Below are 23,183 nucleotides of genomic sequence, written 5' to 3' on the forward strand. Positions count from 1 at the left end.
GCACGAGGAAGATCCGGCGAGGAACAGAGCGGAGAGGAGCCGTCGATGGCGCGCTTCTGTGTGAGTCTGGCCCCCACGACGGACGGGGCCCGCGCCCATGTCCGGGCGATGGGCGCGATCCCCGGCATCGGGCCGGAGGTCACCGTCCCGCGCGCGGACGCTGCCCTGCTGCGCGGCGAACCCGGCCCGGCCGAGGGCCCGTTCACCGCGTGCGGTCTCACCGCCACCGGTGAGGTCACCCTCCACAACGCGCCGGTGCTGCGGGACGCGCTGGAACGGCACGGCGCTCCCGCCCCCGCGCGCTGCCCCGACGCCGAACTGCTGCTGCGCTGCTGGGCGTCGCTCGGCGCGAAGGGGGTGGCGCTCGCCGAAGGCATGTTCGTGCTGGCGGTGCTCGACGGCGCCGACCTGGTGCTGATCCGCGACCACGTGGGCGCCCGTACGGTGTTCTACGCGCGGGCGGACGGCGCGTGGGCGGCCTCGACCTCGCTGCGTGCGCTGCGCCGGTGGCCGGCGCTGGGCACCTCACTGAATCTGGCCGCGGTCCGCTCGTTCCTGACCTTCGCGTACCTGCCGGGCGAGGAGACGCTGCTGACGGGCGTACGGGAGGTGCTGCCGGGCCGGGTGCTGCGGCTGTCACCGGACGGTTCGGCGGCCGAGACCGTCCACTGGGAGCCGGTCGAGCGGCTCGACAGGGACGCGGCCGACGGCCCGCAGGACCATGTCCTGGGCCTGCGGGCCCTGCTGGAGGACGCGGTCGCCTGCCGGCTGCCCGAGGCCGAACCGGTGGCGGTCCTGCTCTCCGGAGGCGTCGACAGTTCGCTGGTCACGGCGCTCGCGGCGAAGCTGCACAGCCGTCCGGTCCGCACGTACTCCATCAGCTTCGGTGGTGAACTCCCCAACGAGCTGGGCTACTCGGGCCTCGTCGCCGCGCACTGCGGGACCCGGCACCGGGTGTTGGACGTCTCCGGTACGACGGTCGCGGCGCGGCTCGCGGAGGCGGCGGCCCTGCTGGACAGTCCGGTGGGTGACCCGCTGACGGTGCCCAACCTGCTTCTCGCGGAGGCGGTGGCGGACGAGGGGGCGTCGGTGGTGCTCAACGGCGAGGGCGGCGACCCTGTTTTCGGCGGCCCGAAAAACCTTCCCATGCTGGTGCAGGAGATGCACCGGGAGGCCGGGGCGCCGTGGGACGAGGACCGGGCGACCGCCTATCTGCGGTCGTACCGCAAGTGCTGGACGGATCTTCCGGTGCTGCTGACCCCGCAGGCGCTGGACGCGCTGGCCGGCGCGCCCCGGCCGCAGCGCTTCGTCGAGCCGTACCTGCTGCCGGGCCCGGCGAGTCCGTACCGCATGAACAGCCTGCTCAACCAGTTGCTCCACTGCAATCTGCGGACCAAGGGCGCCCACCACATCCTGACCAAGGTGGAGCGGCTGACCTCGTCCCAGGGGGTGGAGGGCCGCGCCCCGCTCTTCGACCGGCGGGTGGTCGACCACGCCTTCGCCACTCCCCCGGTGTACAAGCTCCGGGGCACGGTGGAGAAGTGGGTCCTCAAGGAGGCGGTGCGCGACCTTCTCCCCGGCACCGTCGTGGACCGCCCGAAGAGCGGGATGCGGGTGCCGGTGCAGCAGTGGCTCACCGGTCCGCTGCGGGACCTCGGCAGCGAACTGCTGCTGGGGCGTGGGGCCCGGGAGCGCGGCCTGTTCCGTCAGGACACGATCCGCACGTGGCTGAAGGGCGAGGGCACGCTGCTGCCGCGCCAGGGGGGCAAGCTCTGGCTCGTCCTCACGCTGGAGCTCTGGCTCCGTTCGTACGACCTCTGACGGGCGGCCCGGACTCCGGGCCGCCCGAGGACACACCACCCGAACTGCCGGAGGACCCACCGATGAAGACCACCCTCACCGACCCCCGCACCGGTCTGGCGCGCGGTACGGCGCCCGTGTCGCGGGAGCCGGAGGTGGCCGGGGCGGTGTCGGCCGCCAGGGCGGCGCTGCCCGGCTGGAGCGCCCTCACTCCGCGGGAGCGGGCCGAACGCCTGGGGCTGCTCGCCACGTCGGTCGAGGCGGACGCGGCTCAGTACGCCGCGTGCGAGCGGTCGGGGACCGGCAAGCCGGATTCGGAGACGGCGGGCGAGGTCGCGCAGGTCGCCGACCTCTTCCGGTTCTACGCCACGGCGGCCCGGACCCGGTCCGTACCGGCCTCGGGCGCGCTGGTGGCCGGCCACGAGAGCTGGGTGCGGTGGGAGCCGATCGGTGTGGTCGGTGTGGTGGTGCCCTGGAACTATCCGCTGATGATGGCGGCGTGGCGGTGCGCACCCGCGCTGGCCGCAGGGAACACCGTCGTGGTCAAACCGGCCGAGACCACCCCTGACTCCCTGCTGCTGCTCGCCTCGCACGCGGCGTCGGCGCTCGGCGAAGGGGTGCTCCAGGTGGTGCCGGGCGACCGGGCGACGGGGCGGCTGCTGGTGGAGTCCGGGGTCGACATGGTCGCGTTCACCGGCAGCCCGGAGGCGGGCCGGGACGTCGCGGCCCGGGCGGGCACCCGCCGGGTCAGCCTCGAACTGGGCGGCAATGCCCCGGCGATCGTCCTCCCCGACGCCCCGCCGGAGACATGTGCGGCGCTCGCGGAGGCGGCGACGTACAACGCGGGCCAGAGCTGTGCGGCGCCCGCGCGGGTGATCACGCTGACGGAGAACTACGAGCGGGTGGTCGCGCTGCTCGGCGCGGCGATGGCGGAGCGGGTGGCGGGCCGTGACTTCGGGCCGCTGAACAACGCGGACCAGGCGGCCCGTTACGACCGGATCGTCGCCGCCTCGGCAGCGGGACGCTCGGTGACCGGCACCGTCGAGGCGGCGGCCGGCGAGGAGAAGGGCTACTGGCGTCCGGCCCGGGTACTGGCCGATCTGCCTCCGGCCGACCCCGCGATCACCGAGGAGGTCTTCGGCCCTCTGCTCACCGTCGAGCGGGCGGCCACCGTCGAAGAGGCTCTGGCCCTGGCCAACAGCGTGCCGCAGGCGCTGGCGTCCAGTGTGTGGACGACCGACCTGGAGCGGGGGATCGGCCTGGCGTCCCGGCTCGACGCGGGCGAGGCGTGGGTCAACTGCCATCTGGTGCAGACGGCCGAACTCCCGCACGGCGGGAGGGGTTCCTCGGGTCACGGCACGGACCTGAGCGTGCTCGCCCTCGACGAGTACCAGCGGCCGAAGACGGTCACGGTGCGCGTCGGGCGGCCGTGACCCCGCTCCCTCCGGGGCTTCTGCGGAGCGGGTGATCGCACGTACCGTGTGATCACTCATCCGTGCGACGAAAGCGGCCCGCATGTCCCTGTTCGACCTGCCCCTCGAAGAACTCCGCACGTACCGAAGCGCTTCGGCGGAGCCCGCCGACTTCGACGCGTTCTGGTCGAGGACGCTCGAAGAGACCCGCCGCCACCCGCTCGACGCACGTTTCGAACTCCGCGCGGACACGGGCCTGAAGACCGTGGAGGTGTACGACGCGACCTTCGCCGGCTTCGGCGGCCACCCGGTCAAGGGCTGGCTGGTGCTTCCGGCGGGCACCACCGAACCGGTCCCTGCGGTGGTGCAGTTCATCGGGTACGGCGGCGGACGCGGCCTGGCCCACACCCATCTGCTCTGGGCGTCGGCCGGGTTCGCGCACTTCGTGATGGACACCCGGGGCCAGGGCAGCGGCTGGGCCGGCGGCGACACCGCCGATCCGGTGGGCAGCGGGCCCGCGTTCCCGGGGGTCATGACCCGGGGCATCGAGGACCCGCACGGCTACTACTACCGGCGGCTGTACACCGACGCGGTCCGGGCCGTGGAGGCCGCCCGCTCCCACCCGCTCGTCGACGCGTCGCGCACCGCGGCGGCCGGCATCAGCCAGGGCGGCGGCATCACGCTCGCGGTCGCCGGTCTGGTGCCGGACCTGGTCGCCGTGGCGCCGGACGTCCCGTTCCTCTGCGACTTCCCGCGCGCCCTCACGGTGACCGACCGCAACCCCTATCGCGAGGTGGGCGATTACCTCAAGACGCACCGGGGCCGCACCGAGCGGGTCAAGGAGACGCTCGCCTACTTCGACGGGGTGCACTTCGCCGCGCGGGCCACGGCGCCGGCGCTGTTCTCCACGGCGCTGGAGGACCTCACCTGCCCGCCGTCCACGGTGTTCGCCGCGTTCAACGCGTACGCCCACAGCGACAAGTCGATAGAGGTGTACGACTTCAACGACCACGAGGGCGGCGGCCCCCACCAGGAGGCCGCGCAGCTCGCCTGGCTCCCCGGGAAGCTGACGGCCTGACCGCCGGCGGCCCGCACTCCGGACAGTGGCGGGTCAGAAGGAGACGGGGTCGCGGACGAGCGGGCAGGTCATGCAGTGGCCGCCGCCGCGTCCGCGCCCCAGCTCCGCACCGACGATGGTGATGACCTCCACGCCCGCCTTGCGCAGCAGGGTGTTCGTCTGGGTGTTGCGGTCGTAGGTGAAGACGACGCCGGGTTCCAGTGCCACGGCGTTGTTGCCGCTGTCCCACTGCTGGCGTTCGGAGGCGTACACGTCGCCGCCCGTCTCGATGACCCGCAGCGCGGGCAGTCCGAGTCCCTGGGCCACGACGTCGACGAAGGGGGTGGAGCCCTCGTCCGTGATCTCGACGCCCGGGGCCTTGTCGCTGGGGCGGAGGGAGAAGGTGTGGACCGCGTCCATGATCCTCGGATAGAGCGTCACGATGTCGCGGTCGGCGAAGGTGAAGACGGTGTCCAGGTGCATGGCGGAACGCAGCTTGGGCATGCCGGCGACGATGACGCGCTCGGCGGCTCCCTCGCGGAAGAGGGAGGCGGCGACCTGCGTGATGGCCTGGCGGGAGGTCCGCTCGCTCATGCCCATGAGGACGACGCCGTTGCCGACGGGCATGATGTCGCCGCCCTCGAAGGTGGCCTGTCCCCAGTCCTGTTCCGGGTCGCCCCACCAGACCTTCGCGCCCCGGTAGTCGGGGTGGAAGGCGTAGATGGCGGCCATCAGGAGGGTCTCGCCGTGGCGGGCGGGCCAGTACAGGGGGTTGAGGGTGACGCCGCCGTAGAGCCAGCAGGTGGTGTCCCGGGTGTACAGGGTGTTCGGCAGCGGCGGCATGAGGTATTCGCGGGCGGCGGTCGACTCGCGGGCCAGCGCCAGGTAGCCGGAGCGGAACTCGTCGGGGAGGTCCGCGGTGGCGAGCCCGCCGATCAGGTACTCGGCGAGGCGACGGGGTTCCAGCGACTCCAGGAAGGCGCGGGTGTTCTCGATGAGCCCCAGGCCGACCTCGTTGGCGGTGATCTTGCGGTCCAGCAGCCAGTCCCGGGCCGCCGGGATCGCCATGGTCTCGGCGAGCAGTTCGTGGAGTTCGACGACGTCGACGTCCGCCTGCCGCAGCTTGTTGACGAAGTCGGCGTGGTCGCGCTGGGCGTTCTCCACCCACATCACGTCGTCGAAGAGCAGGTCGTCCGCGTTGGTGGGGGTGAGCCGCCGGTGGGCCATCCCGGGTGCGCAGACCAGGACCTTGCGCAGCTTGCCGACCTCGGAGTGGACGCCGAGGGCGGGGCTCTGGGCGGTCGTGTCAGTCATGGGAAGCCTTTCGCGGTTCACCGGCGGGGCGGCCGGGGTGGGACGGGTCAGAGTTCGATCCAGCCGGCGGCCAGGGCGATCACACCCATGACGGCGCCCGCGATCGAGACGGCGCAGATGACCGCTTCGACCGGTGAGAAGAGACGGCGGTTCTGCTCCCGCCGGGCCTTGATGAACAGGAAGGTCGCCGGGGCGTAGAGGATGAAGGAGACGAGGACGAACTTCAGCCCCGCCGCGTAGAGCAGGAAGGCCGTGTAGAGGGTCGCGAGCGCGGCGACCACCAGCTCCCCCCGGGTGACGCGGCCTTCGGCACGTTCCTTTTCGGGTCTCAGCGCGATCTTGAGGGCGAAGGCGGCGGCCAGCAGGAACGGGATCAGGGTGAGCGCGCTGGTCAGGTCGAGCGCGAAGTTGAAGGCGTCGTCCGAGAACGCGGTGATGACGAGGACCAGCTGGCTCAGCGCCGTCGTCATGAGCAGGGCGGGTACGGGCACGTCGGCGGGGGTGGACCGGCCCAGGAAGCGGGGCATGTCCTCGTCCTTGGCGGCGACGAAGAGCACCTCGGCGGCCATCAGTGTCCACGCCAGGTAGGCGCCGAGGACGGAGATGATGAGCCCCACGCTGACGAAGACCTTGCCCCAGGTGCCGACCGCCGCTTCCAGGACTCCGGCCATGGAGGGCTGGCGGAGTTCGGCGATCTCGGCCATCGGCAGGATGCCGTACGAGACGATGGTGACGGAGGCGAAGACGGCGAAGACGCTGAGGAAGCCGAGGATGGTGGCCCGGCCGACGTCCTCTCGCCGCTTGGCGTGGCGGGAGTAGACGCTGGCGCCTTCGACGCCGAGGAACACGAAGACGGTGGCCAGCATGGTGCCGCGCACCTGGTTGAAGAGCGAGCCCGCGTAGTCGGCCCCGGCGAAGTTGTCGGCGAAGACGGACGTGTCGAGGTAGAAGAGGGCGAGGATCACGAAGACGAGGATCGGGACGACCTTCGCCACGGTCACGATCCGGTTGATCGCCGCCGCTTCCTTCACTCCACGCCGGATGAGGAAGAAGAACCCCCACAGCCCCACCGACGACAGCACGATGGCGAGCGCCGTGTCGCCGTCTCCGAGAGCCGGTGCGATCGCCCCGACGGTCGACATGATCAGGACCCAGTAGGTCACGTTGCCGACGCAGGCGCTGGCCCAGTAGCCGAAGGCCGAGAAGAAACCCAGATATTCGCCGAACCCGGCCTTGGCGTAGGCGTACACACCCGCGTCGAGGTCGGGTCTGCGGACCGCGAGCTTCTGGAAGACGAACGCGAGCATCAGCATGCCGATGCCGGCGACCGCCCAGGAGATCAGGGCGCCGGCGACACCGGTCTCCGCGGCGAAGCGCCGGGGCAGTGAGAAGACGCCGGCGCCGACCATGGAGCCGACGACCATCGTCGTGAGGGTGAGCAGGGTCAGTTTGGCCGCGGGCGACGACGCCTCAGCGGGGGTGCCGGTACCGGCCTCGGCGTTGGTCATGTTTCCCCTCCGCGAGGTGCCTCTTCCGGTCCGCGCGGGGACGATGCGCTCCGGTCGATCTGACACACGTTCATTGCGACGGGAATCTAGTACCGTCTGTCCGTTTTGTCATATTGCAGGCATTTCGGTCAGTGGCTGCGGTACCGGCACGCAGAAGGGGTGTCACCCGACCCTCGCGGGGTCGGGTGACACCCCTTCCGATCACTTGCCGACAGTCGTGCGGACCGTGGCCGACGAGCCCGACTCGGCCCGTCGGAGAATTGGCCGAAGGGCCGGCGGAAACCCGGCACCGCCGACCGCAAACGCTACGGACACGCCTACCAGTAGTGCCGCCTGCCGCCCACCGCACGCCCGGTGGCGCCGAGCAACAGCAACACCGCCCCGACGACCAGCAGCACGATACCGATGGTCCACAGGATCGAAAGCCCGGTGATCAGACCGATCACCAGCAGAATCACACCGAGAACGATCATGGCGCCCTCCGTCCGTCGTGGTTCCAGTATGCGCGCCACTCCCCCAACGGGCCCCCGGGGCAGGATCACCGCCGCATCCGTCGGACCAGCGGGTATGCGCCGATGGCGCCGCCCAAGATGCACCGGGCGCGGTGGCACCCAGACTGGGAACCATGGCAGAGACACGTCGTAAGCGGGCCGCTCACCCCTCGTCCGCCGTACGCAAGGGCTCCTCGGACGGTGGTCCCCAGGGAGCGGCCCGGGCTGCCTGCCAGAGCCTGGAGGGCCTGATCGCGCATCCGCTGGAGGGCGTCTCCGCCGTCCGGCGCGCCGACGACGACGGCTGGTGCGTCGTCGTCGACGTCCTTGAGGTGCCCCGCATTCCTGACACCACGAGCCTGCTCGCCTCCTACGAGGTACGGCTCGACCAGGAGGGCGAACTCGTGGAGTACCGGCGAGTACGCCGCTACCGACGGGGTTCCGCCGACGAGTGACGCGGCGGCCCCAGAACCGGAAGGACCCGCATGGCCACGACCTCCTACTCCGACGAAGTCACCTGCCCGCCGCGTTCCGGCACCCTCTACGACGTACTGGAACTCATCCTCGACCGCGGCATGGTGATCGACGTCTTCATCCGGGTGTCCCTCGTCGGGATCGAGATCCTGAAGATCGACGCCCGCATCGTCGTGGCGAGTGTGGACACGTATCTGCGGTTCGCGGAGGCGTGCAACCGGCTCGACCTGGAGCGGGATTCCGGCAGCACCACGATCCCCGAACTGCTCGGAGGGTCCGCGGCCAAGTCGATCGGCAAGCGCAAGGTGCGCAAGGCGGCGTCGACGGTCGGCGACACCGTGCGCAAGGCCGTGGGCGCGGACGACCGCGACGCCGACCCGGAGGACGAGGCGGACGAGGCGGAGGAGCCCACACGCCCCAAGAAGCGGCGGGCCCCCGAGCGCTCCGGCAGCGCACGCCGCCGCCGTCCCGTGGAGGCCTGAACCATGCCGACGCAGGGTGTGTACGTCTACGGCATCGTCCGCCACACCACGGCGGTGCCGACCGGGCTGAGCGGCGTCGGCACTCCTCCCGCACGCCTCACGGCCATCGGACGGGGAGCGGTACGCGCCGTGGTCAGCGAGGCGCCCGCCCGGCTGCGCGCCCGGCGCCGGGATCTCATGGCCCACCAGGAGTTGCTGGTCAGGCTCGCGGAGGTCGACTCCGTACTGCCCATGCGCTTCGGCATGGTGGCGACGGGCGAGCAGACCGTACTCCAGCAACTGGCCGCCACCGAGAAGGCGTGCCTGGAAGCCCTGGAGCAACTGGCCGGTCGCGTGGAGATCAACATCAAGGCGTTCCCCGCGCAGGACGCGCTCGCCGCGGTGGTCGCCGAGGAGCCACAGGTACGCCGGCTCCGCCAGGACGCCCGCCGGACGCCGGGCTACGAGGCTTCCGTACGGCTGGGTGAGGCCGTGGCGAAGGCGCTGGCACGAAGGGCGGCCGAGGCCGGGGAGCAGATCCTGGCCGAGCTCACTTCGATGGCCCACGCGGTGTCCAAGGGGCCCGAGGTGCGCGACTGCGCGCTCAATGTGTCGTTCCTGGTAGACCGGGCCCGGGAGAGCGAGTTCCGTGACTCGGCACGGCGTCTCGCCGACGCGCGCCCCGACCACGTCGACCTCAGGGTCGTGGGCCCGCTGCCCTGCTACAGCTTCGTGACCGGCGCCACCTCGCTCGCTCCGGCCCGGACGGGTGCGGCATGGGGCTGATCACCGGGATTCTCCTGCTCCCTCTCGCCCCCGTGCGCGGGGTGGTGTGGGTGGCGGACAAGGTGCACGGGGCGGCGGAGCGCGAACTGAACGACCCGACCGTCCTCAGGGCCCAGTTGGCCGCGCTCAACAACGAATTGGAGGACGGCCACATCGACCTCGAGGAGTTCGAACGTCAAGAGGAACTGCTGCTCGACCGGCTCCACGCCGAAGGCGTGGCGGCGAACCGGACGATCGAAGGTGACTGACCCATGGACGACACGGCCAAGGTGACGCTCGCTGCCGCGGTGGTGGGTGGATACGTACTCGGGCGGACGAAGAAGGGAAGGCTCGCGATCACGGTCGCGACCTACCTGGCGGGACGGCGGTTCGGCCTCGAACCGAAGCAACTCGCCGCCGAGGGAATGCGGCGGCTGAGCGATGTGCCGCAGATCGCCGAGCTGCAGGAGCAGTTGCGGGGCGAGGTACTCGAAGCCGGCCGCGAGGCGGTCTCGGCGGCCGCCAACCGAGGGATGGTCTCGCTGGCCGAGGCGATCGGCGAGCGCACGGCCCGCCTGGGTGAACGAGGCCGCCCTGCCGAGGAGATCGAAGGCGAGATCGAGGACGGGGACGAGGAGGAGTACGAGGGCGAGGAGGAGGACGAGGGGCCCTGGGAGGAAGAGCCCGAGGACGAGGAGGAGGAAGAGGGAGAAGACGAGGACGAGGACGACTACGAAGAGGAGCCCGAGGAAGAACCTGAGGACGAAGAGGAGGACGACGAAGAGCCCGAGGACGAAGAGGAGGAGCCGGAGGAGGAAGAGGAGGAGCCCGAGGAGGACGAAGAGCCCGAGGAGGAGCCCGCCCAGCGCCCCCGCTCGCGTGGTGCCGCGAAGAAGGCCCCGGCCAAGAAGGCGGCAGCGAAGAAGGCACCGGCCAAGAAGGCCGAGCCCAAGCAGTCGGCGCCCGCCAAGAAGGCGGCGAAGAAGGCTCCCCCGGCGAAGAAGGCCGCTCCCGCGAAGAAGGCTGCGAAGAAGGCGCCCGCCAAGAAGGCCGCTCCCGCCAAGAAGGCTGCCCCCGCAAAGAAGAGCGCGGCCAAGAAGGCGCCCGCCAAGAAGTCCGCGAGCAAGACGGCCGCGAAGAAGGCCCCGGCCAAGAAGAGTGCCGCGAAGAAGGCGCCCGCCAAGAAGAGCGCGGCGGCCAAGAAGACGTCGTCGTCCAAGCGGACGGCTTCCAAGCGCGCCGATCGCCGGAGGTAGCGAGCCATGGCCAGCAACGAGAAGGACGGTCCCGAGGACCAGGTGTCAGGTGTCGGGCGGCTGCGCGAGGAGCTTTCGGGCTACCTCTCCGGTCAGGTGGAGCGACTGGCCGGGAAGGCCGGGGAGAAGCTCACGGACGTCACCAGTCAGCTGACCGATGTCGCGAACGGCGGTTCCCTGCCCGCCATCGGATCGCGTGTCCTGCAAGGGGAATCACCGCTGAAGGCCTTCGTCTCCGAGAAGGCCAAGGGCGTGAAGGACAACGTCGTGGGAAAGGCGAAGGATGCCTTCGGCGTAGGCGGCGGGGACGGAGGCGGTGGAAAGGGCGGCGGGAAGAGCAAGTCGGGCGGAAAGTCGATGAACATCATCGAAGTCCTCGACGTGGGCGTGCCGTTGCGCGAGGCGTACGACCACTGGACGCAGTACGACCAGTTCAGCAGCTTCACCAAGGGCGTCCAGAGCGTCTCGATGGGCGACGAGATGGAGAGCGACTGGAAGGTGAAGATCGGCCCTTCCTCCCGCGGCTTCAAGGCCACCGTGCAGGAGCAGATTCCCGACGAACGGATCGTGTGGACGTCCGAGGGAGCCAAGGGCAGCACGCGCGGCGCCGTCAGTTTCCACGAGCTGGCACCCTCCCTGACCAGGATCGTCCTGGTCGTGGAGTACTACCCGGCGGGCTTCTTCGAGAAGACGGGCAACCTCTGGCGTGTCCAGGGGCGCCGTATCCGCCTGGACTTCAAGCACTTCCAGCGCTACGTCACCCTCAGCGCCGAGCCTCCCGAGGGCTGGCGCGGCGAGATCCGTGACGGAGAGGTCGTCGTCTCCCACGAGGACGCCGTGGCGGAAGAGGAAGAGCAGGAAGGCCAGGAGGACGAGTACGAAGGCGACGAAGAAGAGGACGGCGACTTCGAGGACGAGGACGCCGAAGACGAAGAGGGAGAGGGAGACGAAGAGGACGAGGACGAGGACGACGGCGAGTACGAAGACGAGGACGAGGACGGCGAGTACGAGGAGGAGGAGGACGACGAGAGCGACGACGTAGACGGCGAGGAGGAAGAAGAAGCGGACGAAGAAGAAGAGGAAGAGGAGGAGGCGCCTCGTCCCCGGAAGCGGAGAGGGGGCGGACGACGGTGACGGACATGACGTACCGGCAGACCGCCGACGCCATTCCCGGTCCGCAGACGACCAACCTCGCCGACATCCTGGAACGCGTCCTCGACAAGGGAATCGTCATCGCGGGAGACATCAAGATCGATCTCCTGGACATCGAACTGCTCACCATCCGGCTCCGGCTCTTCGTGGCCTCGGTGGACACGGCCAAGAAGGCCGGAATCGACTGGTGGGAGACCGATCCCGCGCTCAGTTCACGCGCGTCGCGCAGCGCCCTCCAGGAGGAGAACCGCGAACTGCGCGAACGCATCAAGGCGTTGGAATCCCCCGACGACGCCGACGGACGGAAGAAATCCAGGGAGCGCGCACGCACATGACCCGTAATCTTCAAAGCGGCTCCGGGGGCGGCGCCCTCTACGTCTTCGCCGTGTGCCGCGACCTCGATCGCGACACCCTAGGGCGGTCGTCGGGCCTCACCGGCGGGGAGCCCGTACGCGCGCTGCCGCTCGGATCACGCCTGTCGGCAGTGGTGCAGACCGTGCAGGCGGACGACTTCACCGACGAGGTGTGGCAGGAGCGGCTGGCCGACCAGGAGGAGCTGGAGCGCTACGCGCGGGCGCACCATGCCGTGGTCACCGCCGTCGCAGGTGGCGCGCCCACCGTGCCGCTCCCCATGGCCACGCTCTACCACGGTGACGACAGTGCCCGGGCGGCCCTTGCGTCGCAGGTGGCACGGTTCGACCGCGCACTCGACCGGGTCGCCCATCACGCCGAGTGGGGCGTCAAGGTATTCCTGTCCCCCTCCGCGGCGGCCCAGGCAACCACGGTTCCCGCCAGAACGGCCACCGAGCCCCCGCAGGTCCGGCCCGCCGCGGGTTCGGGGCTCGCCTACCTGAACCGGCGCCGGAACATCCAGGAGAGCCGGCAGCGCCGTCACGTCGAAGCGGGGCTCAGGGCCGACGCGGTGGACGAGGCGTTCCGCCGGGTCGCCGCGGAGGCCCGCCGGCTGCGGCTGCACTCCGCACCCTCCTCCGAGGACCGAGGCGTGCAGGTCCTCAACGCCACCTATCTGGTGGCGGAAACCCGGTCGGCCGAGTTGCACCGGCTCGCGGAGTCGCTGCGGGAGCCGGGCGACGTGGAGGTCGCGCTGTCCGGTCCCTGGGTGCCGTACTCGTTCGTGGGAGAGGTGGAGGGATGAGCCGCGAAGTGGTGCCGTGGGATTCCGCCGAGCCGCTCAGTGGCCCGATCGGGGTGCCGCTGGTCGATCTGCTCGACCGGGTGCTCGCCACCGGAGTGGTCATCAGCGGGGATCTGGTGATCGCCATCGCGGACGTTCCGCTGGTACGGCTGTCGTTGCACGCGCTGCTGTCCTCGGTCAGCGAACGCGTGCCCGCTCCCTGGGCCGACGGCGGACCGCTGTGACCGGGGCCCGGCTCGACCTCGACCGCGAGCGGATGGGCCGTGACCTGGTCACGCTCGTCCTCACCGTGGTGGAGTTGCTGCGTCAGCTCATGGAACGGCAGGCCATCCGCCGGGTCGACCAGGGCGACCTCACCGACGAACAGGCCGACGAGATCGGCGCCACCCTGATGATGCTCGACCAGCGGATGACCGAACTCTGCGAGCAGCACGGTGTGCGTCCCGAGGACCTCAACCTGGACCTGGGCCCCCTCGGATCCCTGCTGCCCCGGGACTGACGATGGACGCGTACGGCGACGGAGCGCACCGTTCACCGGAACCGCCCCGTGCCCGGGGGCCGTTGTCGGCCGCCGTACTCGCCCGTCTGCGGGGTGCGGGCGGGCTGCCGAGTCCCGGGGACGCCCGAGCGGCCGATCCGTACGGCGAGGATCTCCATCTGGCGCTGTACGCGTGCTACGAGCTGCACTACCGGGGGTTCGCGGGGGTGGACCCGGACCTGGAGTGGGACCCGGACCTGCTGGCCGTACGGAAGGGTGCCGAGGACTCCTTCCTGACCGCGCTGCGCCACGACGCCACCGGCTCCGGTTCCCTGGAGGACGTCCTGGCCGGGCTCCTGGTGGAACCGGTGCACGGCCAGGGGGTGTCGGACTTCCTCAAGGACCACGGGGAGCTGCGGCACGTCCGCGAGTACGCCGTCCAGCGGTCGCTGTACCACCTGAAGGAGGCCGACCCGCACGCCTGGGTGCTGCCGAGGCTCGGCGGGCGGGCCAAGGCGGGGATGGCGGCGATCGAGTACGACGAGTTCGGGGCCGGTCGCGCGGAGCGCGTCCACGCCCGCCTCTTCGCCGATCTGATGGCGGACCTGGGTCTGGAGACCGCCTACGGCCACTATCTGGACGAGGGTCACGCAGAGATGCTGGCCCTGGTCAACCTGATGTCGCTGTTCGGGCTGCACCGGCGCCTGCGGGGCGCCCTGGTGGGTCATTTCGCGGCGGTGGAGATCACCTCGTCGCCCGCCTCGCGCCGCCTGGCGCAGGCGATGCGGCGTACCGGGGCCGGTCCCGCCGCGGAGTTCTTCTACGAGGAGCACGTCGAGGCGGACGCCGTGCACGAGCAGGTTGTCAGGCGCGAGGTCGTCGCGGGTCTGCTGGCGGACGAGCCGGAGCTGGCGGCCGACGTCGCGTTCGGCATCACCGCCACCGGCTTCCTGGAGGACCGGCTCGGGGAACGGCTGCTGGCCGGCTGGCGCGGCCGGCCGGCCCGCTGAGGGCTGCCCTCAGCGGGCTGGCCGGGCCCGCTCACTGATGGCTGCCGGCCCGCCTTCCGCCGCTGGGAAGGCGCGCGGGAAGGTACCGAGTGGTGACCGGAGCGATTCCGCCCCAACCTGGGACAGACCGTTCATCCGTACGTCCGAGGGAGCCCCGATGGCCACTGATGTGGCATCGCCCGCACCGTTCGTCCTCACCCTGCCCGGCGTGTACGCGCCGCAGCACGACACCCGGCTGCTGATGCGGGTGCTCGAACGCGAGGCCCTTGCGCCGGGTGCGAGAGTGCTGGATCTCGGTACGGGGAGCGGGGCGCTGGCGATCCGTGCCGCCCAGCTCGGCGGGTCGGTCACGGCGGTCGACCTGTCCCGCCGGGCCGTACTGACCACCCGGGCCAACGCCCGGCTCCACCGCCACCGCATCGACGTCCGGCGCAGCGATCTGACCGCGGCCGTTCGGGGCCGTACCTACGACCTGGTGCTGTGCAATCCGCCCTACGTGCCCTCGCCGACGCCCGAGGTCCCGGGGCGCGGACGTGCGAGGGCCTGGGACGCGGGCCTGGACGGGCGGGTCGTCCTGGACCGCGTCTGTGACGGGGCGCGGGAGGCGCTGCGACCGGGAGGGGTGCTGCTGATGGTGCACTCGGCGCTCTGCGACCCGGACCTGACCGTGGAGCGCCTGGAGCGGGCGGGGCTGCCCGCGGAGGTGCGCGAGCGGGCCCGGGTTCCGCTGGGGCCGGTGCTGCGCTCGCGGCGGTCGTGGCTGCGCGACCGGGGCCTGCTCGGGCGGGGTACGCAGAGCGAGGAGCTGGTGGTCGTACGCGCTGTACGCGCCGGTCCCCCGGCTGCGGGCCACTTCGGGTGAGGTCTGCGGCTTTCGGATGAAGTCTGCGGGGGAAGCGCGCTCAGCCTCGCCCCTCGGCCCCTGCGCCCGCGCCGCCCGCGCCCGGCTCGCCCTTCACCCGGCGTCGGTGGCTGGTGTCGCACCAGGGGTGGATACGGCTCTTGCGGCACATGCACAGGGCGACCACGAACCGGTCCGACACCACCGTGGTGCCGTCCGGCAGGGTCACCTCCACGGGCCCTTCCAGCAGCAGCGGTCCGTCCTCGGTGAGCGTGACGCGACTGGGGGCACGGGGTGTGTCCGGCACGGGGACCGCCTTCCGGGGTCCGCCGGCGCGGGTCTACGGGCGTACGGCCCGGGCGGACACCTGACTCCGATGGTGGTCCCGGTCCGGACCGTGCGCACATCGAGCGCCGCGCCGGGTTTCAGACGCGCGTCGCCCCCGTCGTGGCGCCCGCCGCCGTCCCGGCGCCCGCTTCCCACTCCGCCACCCGGGCGAGCAGCAGCTCGCGGCCGATGGCGTCGGCCCGGGTCGCCTCCACGGTGCAGGCGTACGCCCCGGCCACCGCGCCGAAAAGGGCGCACCGTGCGGGTTCCTCGCCGGCCAGCCAGCCGAGCAGGAAGCCGGCGGCGAACGCGTCGCCGGCGCCGTTGGAGTCGACGACCGGTTCCGGCGGGGCGATCGCGGGGACGTGCGTCAGCTCGCCGTCGACGAGCAGATGGGCACCGGCGGCCCCGTCGGTGGCGACGGCGACGCGGGCCCTGCCGTGCTCGGCGATCCTGCGCAGGGTCGCCCCGGGGTCCGCCAGAGCGGTGGCGGAGAGGAAGACGAGGTCCGCCTGGAACGCGAAGGGCTCCTGGTACGGGTTGACGCCGTCCCAGTTGTGGAGGTCGGTGGAGAGCGTCAGACCCGCCTCGCGCAGCAGCGGGAGGGCGAAGGCGCACGGGTAGGTGATCGAGACGTGCGCGTGGCGGCTCTTCTCGGCCAGTACCCGCACGGTGGCCTCCGGCAGCCGGTCGCTCTCCGCCGCGCGGCTGTCGTCGTACAGGGAGAGCCGCCGGCCGTCCGGGCCGACGAGGTTCACCGCGCGTTTGGTGCCGAGCGGCTGCGGGACCTCGGTGAGGGGGAGGGACCGGTCGCGGTGGAACGCCCGCACCAGGTCGCCTTCGTGGTCGTCGCCGATCAGGTCGATGTGGTGGGTGCGCAGGCCGAGGGAGGCGAGCCCGAGGGCGACGAAGTCGCCGGTCTGCCCGGCGCGTGTGGTGATGCCGGGGCGGATCATGTGGCTGTCGGCGTAAGGGACCGGCAGCTCGGGCACGTACACGATGGTGTCGACGCCCGCTCCTCCCAGGACCAGTACGTCGTTCTCCTTGCTCATGGGAGTAGGACCTTTCCCCCGGGTTCGCGGCTCGTGCGGGACGGGAGCGAGTCAAGCAGCCGTCCACGGCCGCCCGCAATCCCTTGCAGAAAAGTACTGAAACCATTTCCACGTACGTTCCGGCGGCCACCCCGCGCGGGCCGGCCTCGTCTCCGCCGCATCTCCCGGCGACCCCGGTCACAGGGCCGGGAAGGCGAGGACATAGCGTGTAGGGGGGTGTAGTAAGTCAAGCCTTACCTTGACGGCACCCTGCCCGCGTTCACCCGCCCCGAGGAACGAAGGAACTACAGCCCCATGACACGCCCCGTCCGCGTCGCCATTGTCGGAGCCGGTCCCGCCGGAATCTATGCGGCCGACGCGCTGCTGAAATCCGAAGCCGCCAAGGACCCGGGTGTCTCGATCGACCTGTTCGAGCGCATGCCCGCACCCTTCGGTCTGATCCGCTACGGCGTGGCCCCCGACCACCCCCGGATCAAGGGCATCGTCACCGCGCTGCACCAGGTTCTGGACAAGCCGCAGATCCGGCTCTTCGGCAACGTCGACTACCCGAACGACATCGGTCTGGACGAGCTCCGCTCCTTCTACGACGCGGTGATCTTCTCGACCGGCGCCGAGGCCGACCGCGCGCTCGACATCCCCGGGATAGAACTCGACGGCTCCTACGGTGCCGCCGACTTCGTCTCCTGGTACGACGGTCACCCCGAGGTTCCGCGCACCTGGCCGCTGACGGCCGAGAAGGTCGCCGTGCTCGGCGTGGGCAACGTGGCCCTGGACGTGGCGCGCGTACTCGCCAAGACCGCCGACGAGCTGCTCCCCACGGAGATCCCGGCCAACGTCTACGAGGGCCTCAAGGCCAACAAGGCGCTGGAGGTGCACGTCTTCGGGCGCCGCGGTCCCGCCCAGGCGAAGTTCAGCCCCATGGAGCTGCGCGAGCTGGACCACTCGCCGAACATCGAGGTCATCGTCAACCCCGAGGACATCGACTACGACGAGGGCTCGATCGCGACCCGCCGGGGCAACAAGCAGGCCAACATGGTCGCCCAGACGCTGGAGAACTGGGCCATCCGCGATGTCGGCGACCGCCCGCACAAGCTGTTCCTGCACTTCTTCGAGTCGCCGGTCGAGGTGCTCGGCGAGGACGGTTCGGTCGTCGGTCTGCGTACCGAGCGCACGGAGCTGGACGGCACGGGCAACGTGCGCGGTACCGGCACCTTCACCGACTGGGACGTGCAGAGCGTGTACCGCGCGGTCGGCTACTACTCCGACGAGCTCCCGAAGCTCCCGTGGGACCCCGCGTCCGGCACGGTCCCGCACGCCGCCGGGCGCGTGATCTCCGGCTCGGAGCACATGCCGTCGGTGTACGTCACCGGCTGGATCAAGCGCGGTCCGATCGGTCTCATCGGCCACACCAAGGGTGACGCCAACGAGACCGTCGAGTGCCTGCTGGAGGACCGGGCCGAGGGCCGTCTGCCCGCCCCGGCGCAGCCCGAGCCCGACGCGGTCGTCGCCCACCTGGAGGGCCGCGGGGTCCGCTACACCACGTGGGAGGGCTGGCACCGCCTGGACGCGCACGAGAAGGCGCTCGGTGCCGAGCAGGGCCGTGAGCGGATCAAGGTGGTGGAGCGTTCGGCGATGCTGGACGCCTCCGGAGCCTGATCCCCGCACGGCGTACGCGTCCCCGGTCCCCGCACGCGCGGAGGCCGGGGACGCGGTCGTGCCTGCGGTGACCGCCCGCGGCCGTGCCCCGTTGTGGGCGGGCGCTCCGGGTGGCACGATCCGGGGTGACCTGGCCGGCCCGCGGAGGGAACGCACCCATGGACGACGTGAGCGGCACCTCGGCGGCTGCGGTGTTCGACGCGCTGGGCGCCCAGTACGAGCGGGCCTTCGCCGGTTCGCCGGCGCACCGGGAATCCCTGCGCGAACTGGCCGGGCATCTCGCGCCGCGCAGCCGGGTGCTGGACGTGGGCAGCGGGACCGGCCGACCGACGGCAGAGACGCTGGTGGCCGCGGGGCACGAGGTGCACGGGGTCGATGTCTCGCCCGTCATGGTGGAGCTGGCGGCCCGGCAGGTCCCCGGGGCGTCCTTCGTACACGCCGACATCCGCGAACTCCCGCTGGCGGAGGAGTCCTTCGACGCCGCCTGCGTCTACTTCTCGCTCCTCCAGATGACCCGCGGCGAACAGGCGGCGCTGCTGGCCAAGGTCGCCCGGTCCCTGCGGCCGGGCGGGCTGCTCGCCGTGGCGACGGTCCCGCTGGACGTGGAGGGCGTGGACGGCCTGTTCATGGGCCGCCCGGTGCGGGTGACCAGCTTCGACGGTCCCGCGTTCACCGCGCTGGTGACGGACGCCGGGTTCACGGTCGTCTCCGGCCGCAGCTCGCTGTTCACCCCCGCGCATCCGCGGGCGACGGCCGAGCCGCACCTCTTCCTGCTCTGCCGCCGCGCCTGACGCCCGGAGTGCGGGCTCGTGCCCCTGAAGCGACCATGGGTCGCATGGGTGACACGACCGGGGGTGCGGAAAATCCACAGGGGTCCGGCGGGACGTCGGCGAGCGCGCCGCCGAACCAGGCTCTGGCCCTCGCGGCGATGCTGTTCGCCGTGTCGATGACCTTCATCGACCAGACCATCGTGGCCATCGCCGCACCCGACATCGTCCGTGAACTGGGCCTCACCTCCTCGCAGATGCAGTGGGTGGTCAACGCCTATCTGCTGACGCTGGCGGCGTTCTTCGCGCTCGGCGGCCGGCTCTCCGACCTCTACGGCCATCGCAGGGTCATGCTCTGCGGAACGCTGATCTTCGTCATCGCCTCCGCCCTCTGCGGCGCGGTGCCCTCCGGCGACTTCGCGCAGGCCTGGCTGATCGGGTTCCGGGCGGTGCAGGGCATCGGCGCGGCGTTCATGTTCCCGGCCGCGCTCGCCGTCGTGATCGCCGTGTTCCCGGTGGAACGCCGGGGCCGGGCGCTCGCCCTCTTCTTCGGTGTCTCGGGCGCGCTCACCGCGGTCGGGCCGCTGCTGGGCGGCTGGCTGACCGGGTGGACGTGGCGGGCCATCTTCTGGGTCAACGTGCCCGTCGCGGTGATCGCGATCGTGCTGACCCTGCTGGCCCACATCCCGGACCGCTCCCGCCGCGAGCCGCTGGACGTGCCGGGCGCCGTGCTGATGGCCCTCGGCATGGGATTGACCGTGCTGGGCCTCCAGCAGTCGGCCACCTGGGGCTGGGACTCGCCCGCGACCTGGGCGTGCATCGCGGCCGGGCTGGTGGTGCTGGTCGTCTTCTGCCGCTTCGAACTCCGGGCCGCGCACCCGCTCGTCAAGCTCCAGGTCTTCCGCGACCGGGCGTTCAGCGTGGACATGGCCGTGCTCTTCTTCGCCATGCTCGCCTTCGTACCCGTGTTCTTCTTCGCGTCGGTCTACGCCCAGGTGTCGCTGAGCGCCTCCCCGAACCAGGCTACCCTCTACCTCCTGTACTTCTTCATCGGGTTCGCCCTCGCCTCGCAGTGGGGCGGTCGCATCCTCGACAAACGGGGTGCCCGCCCGGCGATCAGACTCGGCACCGCCGTCGGGGCGGTCGGCTTCGCCCTCTGGGCCGCCAACCTCACGAAGCTCTCCATGCACGACCAGTGGCTCTACGCCGCCATCGCCGGCGCGGGAATCGGCCTGCTGCTCGCCCCCGCCTCCACCGACGCGGTGAACCGCTCGATCGGAGCCTCGTACGGGGAGGTCACCGGGGTCACGCAGACCATCCGCAACTTCGCGGCGAGCATCGGCCTCGCGGTCTTCGGCACCGTACTGACGCATGTGACGGTGAGCCGGGTCGGTGAGACCCTGCGCGACGCGGGGGTACCGAGCGGCACGGCCCACGACGCGGCACAGAGCATCGCGGAGTCCGTCACCGGGAATTCGGACGCACGGCAGCCCACCGGCGACGGCCGGGCGGCCGAGATCATGCGGGACTCGATGCACGCGATCCGGGTGGACTTCGCGGAGGCCAACCAGTGGGTCTTCTACGGGATGGCCGGGGCGCTCGTGATCGCGTACATCTGCTCCCGCTTTCACCCGGGGACCCGGGTGACGACGGACGCCGCGGATGCGCCGTCACCGGCCCCGCCCACCAGCCGGAAACCGACGGGGAACCCGTGACGTCGGCGGGTCGCCCCTCCCCCACCGGCATCCCGGACCCGTCCGGCTCGTGGACGGGGCCCCTGCGATCATCGTCGGATGACCGATGACTCGCGCACACCGCCGTCCAAGACCGCGGGCGACCGTGCGTCCCTGACCGCTTTCCTCGATCACCAGCGCGCGACCCTCGCCATGAAGTGCCGGGGGCTGACCGGGGACCAGCTGAGGCGGAAGGCCGTGCCGACCTCGGGCCTGTCCCTCCTGGGCCTCGTACGCCATGCGGCCGAGGTCGAGCGGAGCTGGTTCGGGATGGTGGTGAGCGGCGAAGACCTCAAGGCCCTCTGGCCGCGGGTGGACGGCGAGTCGGCGGACTTCCACGTGGAAGACGCCGATGCGGACGAGGCGTTCGCGTTCTGGAGCGAGGCGTGCGAAGCCTCCCGTACCGCCGCGGCTGCCGTCGGCTCCCTCGACGACACCGTGGACTTCCGGGGCGAGACCATCTCGCTCCGCTACGTCCTCACTCACATGATCGAGGAGTACGCGCGCCACAACGGGCACGCCGACCTGCTGCGCGAGGCGATCGACGGGGAGGTCGGCGAGTAGGCCGGCGGGCCCACCGGAAGGCCCCGGCGCCCCACCCGTGACCAGCGGGTTCTCACCGGGGCGCGCGCCCACGATGCGGATGGGGTCTTGCGGCGGTCGAGGGCGGGCGGCTTGGCTGGTCGGATGCAGCACACGCTTGCCCTTCCTCCGCGGCTCTCCGCGCTCGACCACCGTTACCGGGGCGAACACCCCATCCGCACCCTCGGCTACCTGCTGCGCCCGGACCGGGCCCGGCTGGTGCTCGCCGTGGCGGCGTTCGTCGTCAAGCACAGCCCGATCTGGCTGCTCCCCCTGATCACCGCCAACATCATCGACGTCGTCGTCCGGCACAGCCCCGAAAGGGAGTTGTGGCTCAACGCGGGCGCGCTGCTGTTCGTCCTCGTCCTCAACTACCCCATGCATCTGCTGTACGTACGCTGCCTCAACGGGAGTGTGCGGCGGATGGGCACGTCCCTGCGGCAGGCGCTCTGCCGGCGCATGCAGCAGCTCTCCATCGGCTACCACGCGCGGACCAGCGCCGGTGTTCTGCAGGCCAAGGTGGTCCGGGACGTCGAACTGGTCGAGCACATGGTCCAGCAGAGCGCGGACATGGGGCTCGCGGGGATCGTCACCCTGATCGGCGGCCTCGCCGTGATAGCCGTCCGGGTTCCGTCGTTCCTCCCGGTGTTCCTCGTGGTCGTGCCGGCCGCCGCGTTCCTCGTCATGAAGCTGCGTACCCGACTGCGCACCCAGAACGAGTCATTCCGTCAGGAGGTCGAGCAACTCTCGGCCCGGGTAAGCGAGATGACGAGCCTGATCCCCATCACCCGGGCGCACGGCCTGGAGAAGGCCGCGCTCGGCCGGGTGGACGGTCCGCTGAGCCAGGTGCTGACGGCGGGGCTGCGACTGGACGTGCTCAACGGGCGGTTCGGCGCCATGGCCTGGATCCTGCTCAACTCGCTCGGTGTCGGCTGCCTCGCCGGTTCCGCGCTGGTCGCGTACCACGGCTGGCTGGCGATCACCGCGGGCGACGTCGTGATGCTGAGCGCCTTCTTCACCACGCTCACCGGCTCGGTGTCCACCCTGTTGAGCCTGGCGCCGGTGATCAGCCAGGGGCTGGAGTCGGTCCGCTCGGCGGGCGAGGTGCTCCAGGCGCCGGACCTGGAGATCAACGCGGGCAAGGAGCGGGTGGAGCGCGTCGAGGGGCGCATCGACTTCGAGAACGCCGGGTTCTCCTACGACGGCGCTTCCGGCGACGCGGTGAAGGAGTTCACGCTCTCCGCCCGGCCGGGCGAGACGGTCGCCCTGGTCGGCGCGTCGGGGGCGGGCAAGTCGACGGTGCTCAACCTCCTGATCGGCTTCATCCGGCCGGCCTCCGGGCGGATTCTGCTCGACGGCAGGGACATGGCCTCGCTGGACCTGCGGACGTACCGGCGGTTCCTCTCCGTCGTCCCGCAGGAATCGATCCTGTTCGAGGGAACGGTGGAGGAGAACGTCACCTACGGACTCGGCGACACCGACGAGGGCACGGTCCGCCGGGCGCTGCGCGACGCGAACGCGCTGGAGTTCGTGGAGGCCCTTCCGGACGGCATCCGCACCGTGGTCGGCGAGCGCGGGGCCCGGCTGTCGGGTGGCCAGAAGCAGCGCCTGGCCATCGCCCGCGCGCTGATCCGGGACCCGAAGGTACTGATCCTCGACGAGGCGACCTCGGCGCTGGACACCCGTTCCGAGGCGCTGGTGCAGGAGGCTCTGGCCCGGCTGGTGCGGGGCCGGACGGTCTTCGTGGTGGCCCACCGGCTGTCCACGATCAGGGCCGCCGACCGGATCGTGGCGATGGAGGGCGGCCGGATAGCGGAGATCGGCACGCACGAGGAGCTGATGCGACGCGGCGGCGTGTACGCGGGTCTGCACCCGTCCCGGGCGGCGTAGG

At 71.3% G+C, this 23,183-nt stretch carries 25 protein-coding genes; 20 read left to right on the top strand and 5 right to left on the bottom strand.

Annotated elements, in window-relative coordinates:
• The first annotated feature begins 45 nt into the window (after positions 1 to 45).
• From ACWCWD_RS20570 to ACWCWD_RS20580, 3 genes are all read left to right on the top strand, one after another.
• Entirely contained in the window at positions 46 to 1,821 is a 1,776-nt protein-coding gene (locus ACWCWD_RS20570) for an asparagine synthetase B family protein (RefSeq protein ID WP_450774254.1), read from the top strand.
• Positions 1,822 to 1,883: 62 nt separating this feature from the next.
• Complete coding sequence (locus ACWCWD_RS20575; RefSeq protein ID WP_450774256.1) at positions 1,884 to 3,233, top strand: aldehyde dehydrogenase family protein; 1,350 nt, start codon at positions 1,884 to 1,886, stop codon at positions 3,231 to 3,233.
• 82 nt (positions 3,234 to 3,315) lie between these two features.
• Complete coding sequence (locus ACWCWD_RS20580; RefSeq protein ID WP_450774258.1) at positions 3,316 to 4,290, top strand: acetylxylan esterase; 975 nt, start codon at positions 3,316 to 3,318, stop codon at positions 4,288 to 4,290.
• A 33-nt stretch (positions 4,291 to 4,323) separates the two neighbouring features.
• Here ACWCWD_RS20580 and arcA read toward each other — a convergent pair whose 3' ends face one another.
• The 3 genes from arcA to ACWCWD_RS20595 form a co-directional block, all read right to left on the bottom strand.
• Entirely contained in the window at positions 4,324 to 5,583 is a 1,260-nt protein-coding gene (gene arcA, locus ACWCWD_RS20585; protein ID WP_450774260.1) for an arginine deiminase, read from the bottom strand.
• 47 nt (positions 5,584 to 5,630) lie between these two features.
• Entirely contained in the window at positions 5,631 to 7,091 is a 1,461-nt protein-coding gene (locus ACWCWD_RS20590; protein WP_450774262.1) for a basic amino acid/polyamine antiporter, read from the bottom strand.
• Positions 7,092 to 7,408: 317 nt separating this feature from the next.
• On the bottom strand, positions 7,409 to 7,564 hold the full coding sequence (locus tag ACWCWD_RS20595; RefSeq protein WP_266713729.1) for a DUF6131 family protein: 156 nt from the start codon (positions 7,562 to 7,564) through the stop codon (positions 7,409 to 7,411).
• A 152-nt stretch (positions 7,565 to 7,716) separates the two neighbouring features.
• Between ACWCWD_RS20595 and ACWCWD_RS20600 the strand changes: the two genes are divergently transcribed.
• From ACWCWD_RS20600 to ACWCWD_RS20655, 12 genes are all read left to right on the top strand, one after another.
• Positions 7,717 to 8,037, top strand: coding sequence for a gas vesicle protein GvpO (locus tag ACWCWD_RS20600; protein ID WP_386886635.1), 321 nt, complete (start codon positions 7,717 to 7,719; stop codon positions 8,035 to 8,037).
• A 30-nt stretch (positions 8,038 to 8,067) separates the two neighbouring features.
• Positions 8,068 to 8,538 carry a gas vesicle structural protein GvpA gene (locus ACWCWD_RS20605; RefSeq protein WP_450774265.1) on the top strand — a complete coding sequence of 157 codons (471 nt, stop codon included), beginning with the start codon at positions 8,068 to 8,070 and terminating at the stop codon, positions 8,536 to 8,538.
• A 3-nt stretch (positions 8,539 to 8,541) separates the two neighbouring features.
• Positions 8,542 to 9,303 (top strand): GvpL/GvpF family gas vesicle protein, encoded by a 762-nt coding sequence (locus ACWCWD_RS20610; protein ID WP_450774267.1) that lies wholly within the window; start codon positions 8,542 to 8,544, stop codon positions 9,301 to 9,303.
• Positions 9,294 to 9,551 carry a gas vesicle protein GvpG gene (locus tag ACWCWD_RS20615; RefSeq protein WP_450774269.1) on the top strand — a complete coding sequence of 86 codons (258 nt, stop codon included), beginning with the start codon at positions 9,294 to 9,296 and terminating at the stop codon, positions 9,549 to 9,551. The genes ACWCWD_RS20610 and ACWCWD_RS20615 overlap by 10 nt, the downstream gene beginning before the upstream one ends.
• Before the next feature lie 3 nt (positions 9,552 to 9,554).
• Positions 9,555 to 10,538, top strand: coding sequence for a histone protein (locus ACWCWD_RS20620; RefSeq protein WP_450774271.1), 984 nt, complete (start codon positions 9,555 to 9,557; stop codon positions 10,536 to 10,538).
• Between the two features lie 6 nt (positions 10,539 to 10,544).
• Complete coding sequence (locus tag ACWCWD_RS20625; RefSeq protein ID WP_450774273.1) at positions 10,545 to 11,672, top strand: SRPBCC family protein; 1,128 nt, start codon at positions 10,545 to 10,547, stop codon at positions 11,670 to 11,672.
• A 5-nt stretch (positions 11,673 to 11,677) separates the two neighbouring features.
• Positions 11,678 to 12,025 (top strand): gas vesicle protein, encoded by a 348-nt coding sequence (locus ACWCWD_RS20630; protein WP_450774275.1) that lies wholly within the window; start codon positions 11,678 to 11,680, stop codon positions 12,023 to 12,025.
• Positions 12,022 to 12,846 carry a GvpL/GvpF family gas vesicle protein gene (locus ACWCWD_RS20635; RefSeq protein WP_450774277.1) on the top strand — a complete coding sequence of 275 codons (825 nt, stop codon included), beginning with the start codon at positions 12,022 to 12,024 and terminating at the stop codon, positions 12,844 to 12,846. Before ACWCWD_RS20630 ends, ACWCWD_RS20635 begins: the two co-directional genes overlap by 4 nt.
• Complete coding sequence (locus ACWCWD_RS20640) at positions 12,843 to 13,070, top strand: gas vesicle protein (protein WP_450774279.1); 228 nt, start codon at positions 12,843 to 12,845, stop codon at positions 13,068 to 13,070. The genes ACWCWD_RS20635 and ACWCWD_RS20640 overlap by 4 nt, the downstream gene beginning before the upstream one ends.
• Entirely contained in the window at positions 13,067 to 13,345 is a 279-nt protein-coding gene (locus tag ACWCWD_RS20645; protein WP_327179771.1) for a gas vesicle protein K, read from the top strand. Before ACWCWD_RS20640 ends, ACWCWD_RS20645 begins: the two co-directional genes overlap by 4 nt.
• 2 nt (positions 13,346 to 13,347) lie before the next feature.
• On the top strand, positions 13,348 to 14,334 hold the full coding sequence (locus tag ACWCWD_RS20650) for an iron-containing redox enzyme family protein (protein ID WP_450774282.1): 987 nt from the start codon (positions 13,348 to 13,350) through the stop codon (positions 14,332 to 14,334).
• Between the two features lie 157 nt (positions 14,335 to 14,491).
• Entirely contained in the window at positions 14,492 to 15,196 is a 705-nt protein-coding gene (locus ACWCWD_RS20655; protein ID WP_450774284.1) for a HemK2/MTQ2 family protein methyltransferase, read from the top strand.
• Positions 15,197 to 15,236: 40 nt separating this feature from the next.
• Here the strand turns inward: ACWCWD_RS20655 and ACWCWD_RS20660 are convergent, their stop codons facing one another.
• Both ACWCWD_RS20660 and ACWCWD_RS20665 read right to left on the bottom strand, forming a co-directional pair.
• The gene (locus tag ACWCWD_RS20660) at positions 15,237 to 15,482 is read right to left on the bottom strand and encodes a CDGSH iron-sulfur domain-containing protein (protein ID WP_450774285.1); all 246 of its coding nucleotides are present in this window, start codon (positions 15,480 to 15,482) and stop codon (positions 15,237 to 15,239) included.
• Positions 15,483 to 15,600: 118 nt separating this feature from the next.
• On the bottom strand, positions 15,601 to 16,554 hold the full coding sequence (locus ACWCWD_RS20665; protein ID WP_450774287.1) for an adenosine kinase: 954 nt from the start codon (positions 16,552 to 16,554) through the stop codon (positions 15,601 to 15,603).
• Positions 16,555 to 16,848: 294 nt separating this feature from the next.
• Here ACWCWD_RS20665 and ACWCWD_RS20670 point away from each other — a divergent pair, with 294 nt between their 5' ends.
• From ACWCWD_RS20670 to ACWCWD_RS20690, 5 genes are all read left to right on the top strand, one after another.
• Positions 16,849 to 18,210, top strand: a complete 1,362-nt coding sequence (locus ACWCWD_RS20670) for an FAD-dependent oxidoreductase (protein WP_450774288.1) — start codon at positions 16,849 to 16,851, stop codon at positions 18,208 to 18,210.
• A gap of 158 nt (positions 18,211 to 18,368) precedes the next feature.
• Positions 18,369 to 19,001, top strand: coding sequence for a class I SAM-dependent methyltransferase (locus tag ACWCWD_RS20675; protein ID WP_450774290.1), 633 nt, complete (start codon positions 18,369 to 18,371; stop codon positions 18,999 to 19,001).
• A 44-nt stretch (positions 19,002 to 19,045) separates the two neighbouring features.
• Positions 19,046 to 20,692 (top strand): MFS transporter, encoded by a 1,647-nt coding sequence (locus ACWCWD_RS20680; protein ID WP_450774292.1) that lies wholly within the window; start codon positions 19,046 to 19,048, stop codon positions 20,690 to 20,692.
• Positions 20,693 to 20,770: 78 nt separating this feature from the next.
• Positions 20,771 to 21,274 (top strand): DinB family protein, encoded by a 504-nt coding sequence (locus tag ACWCWD_RS20685; protein WP_450774294.1) that lies wholly within the window; start codon positions 20,771 to 20,773, stop codon positions 21,272 to 21,274.
• A gap of 123 nt (positions 21,275 to 21,397) precedes the next feature.
• Positions 21,398 to 23,182: an ABC transporter ATP-binding protein gene (locus ACWCWD_RS20690; RefSeq protein WP_450774296.1), complete on the top strand. Its 1,785-nt coding sequence runs from the start codon at positions 21,398 to 21,400 to the stop codon at positions 23,180 to 23,182.
• Position 23,183 lies beyond the last annotated feature (1 nt).

The organism is Streptomyces sp. NPDC001493 (genome assembly GCF_053597235.1).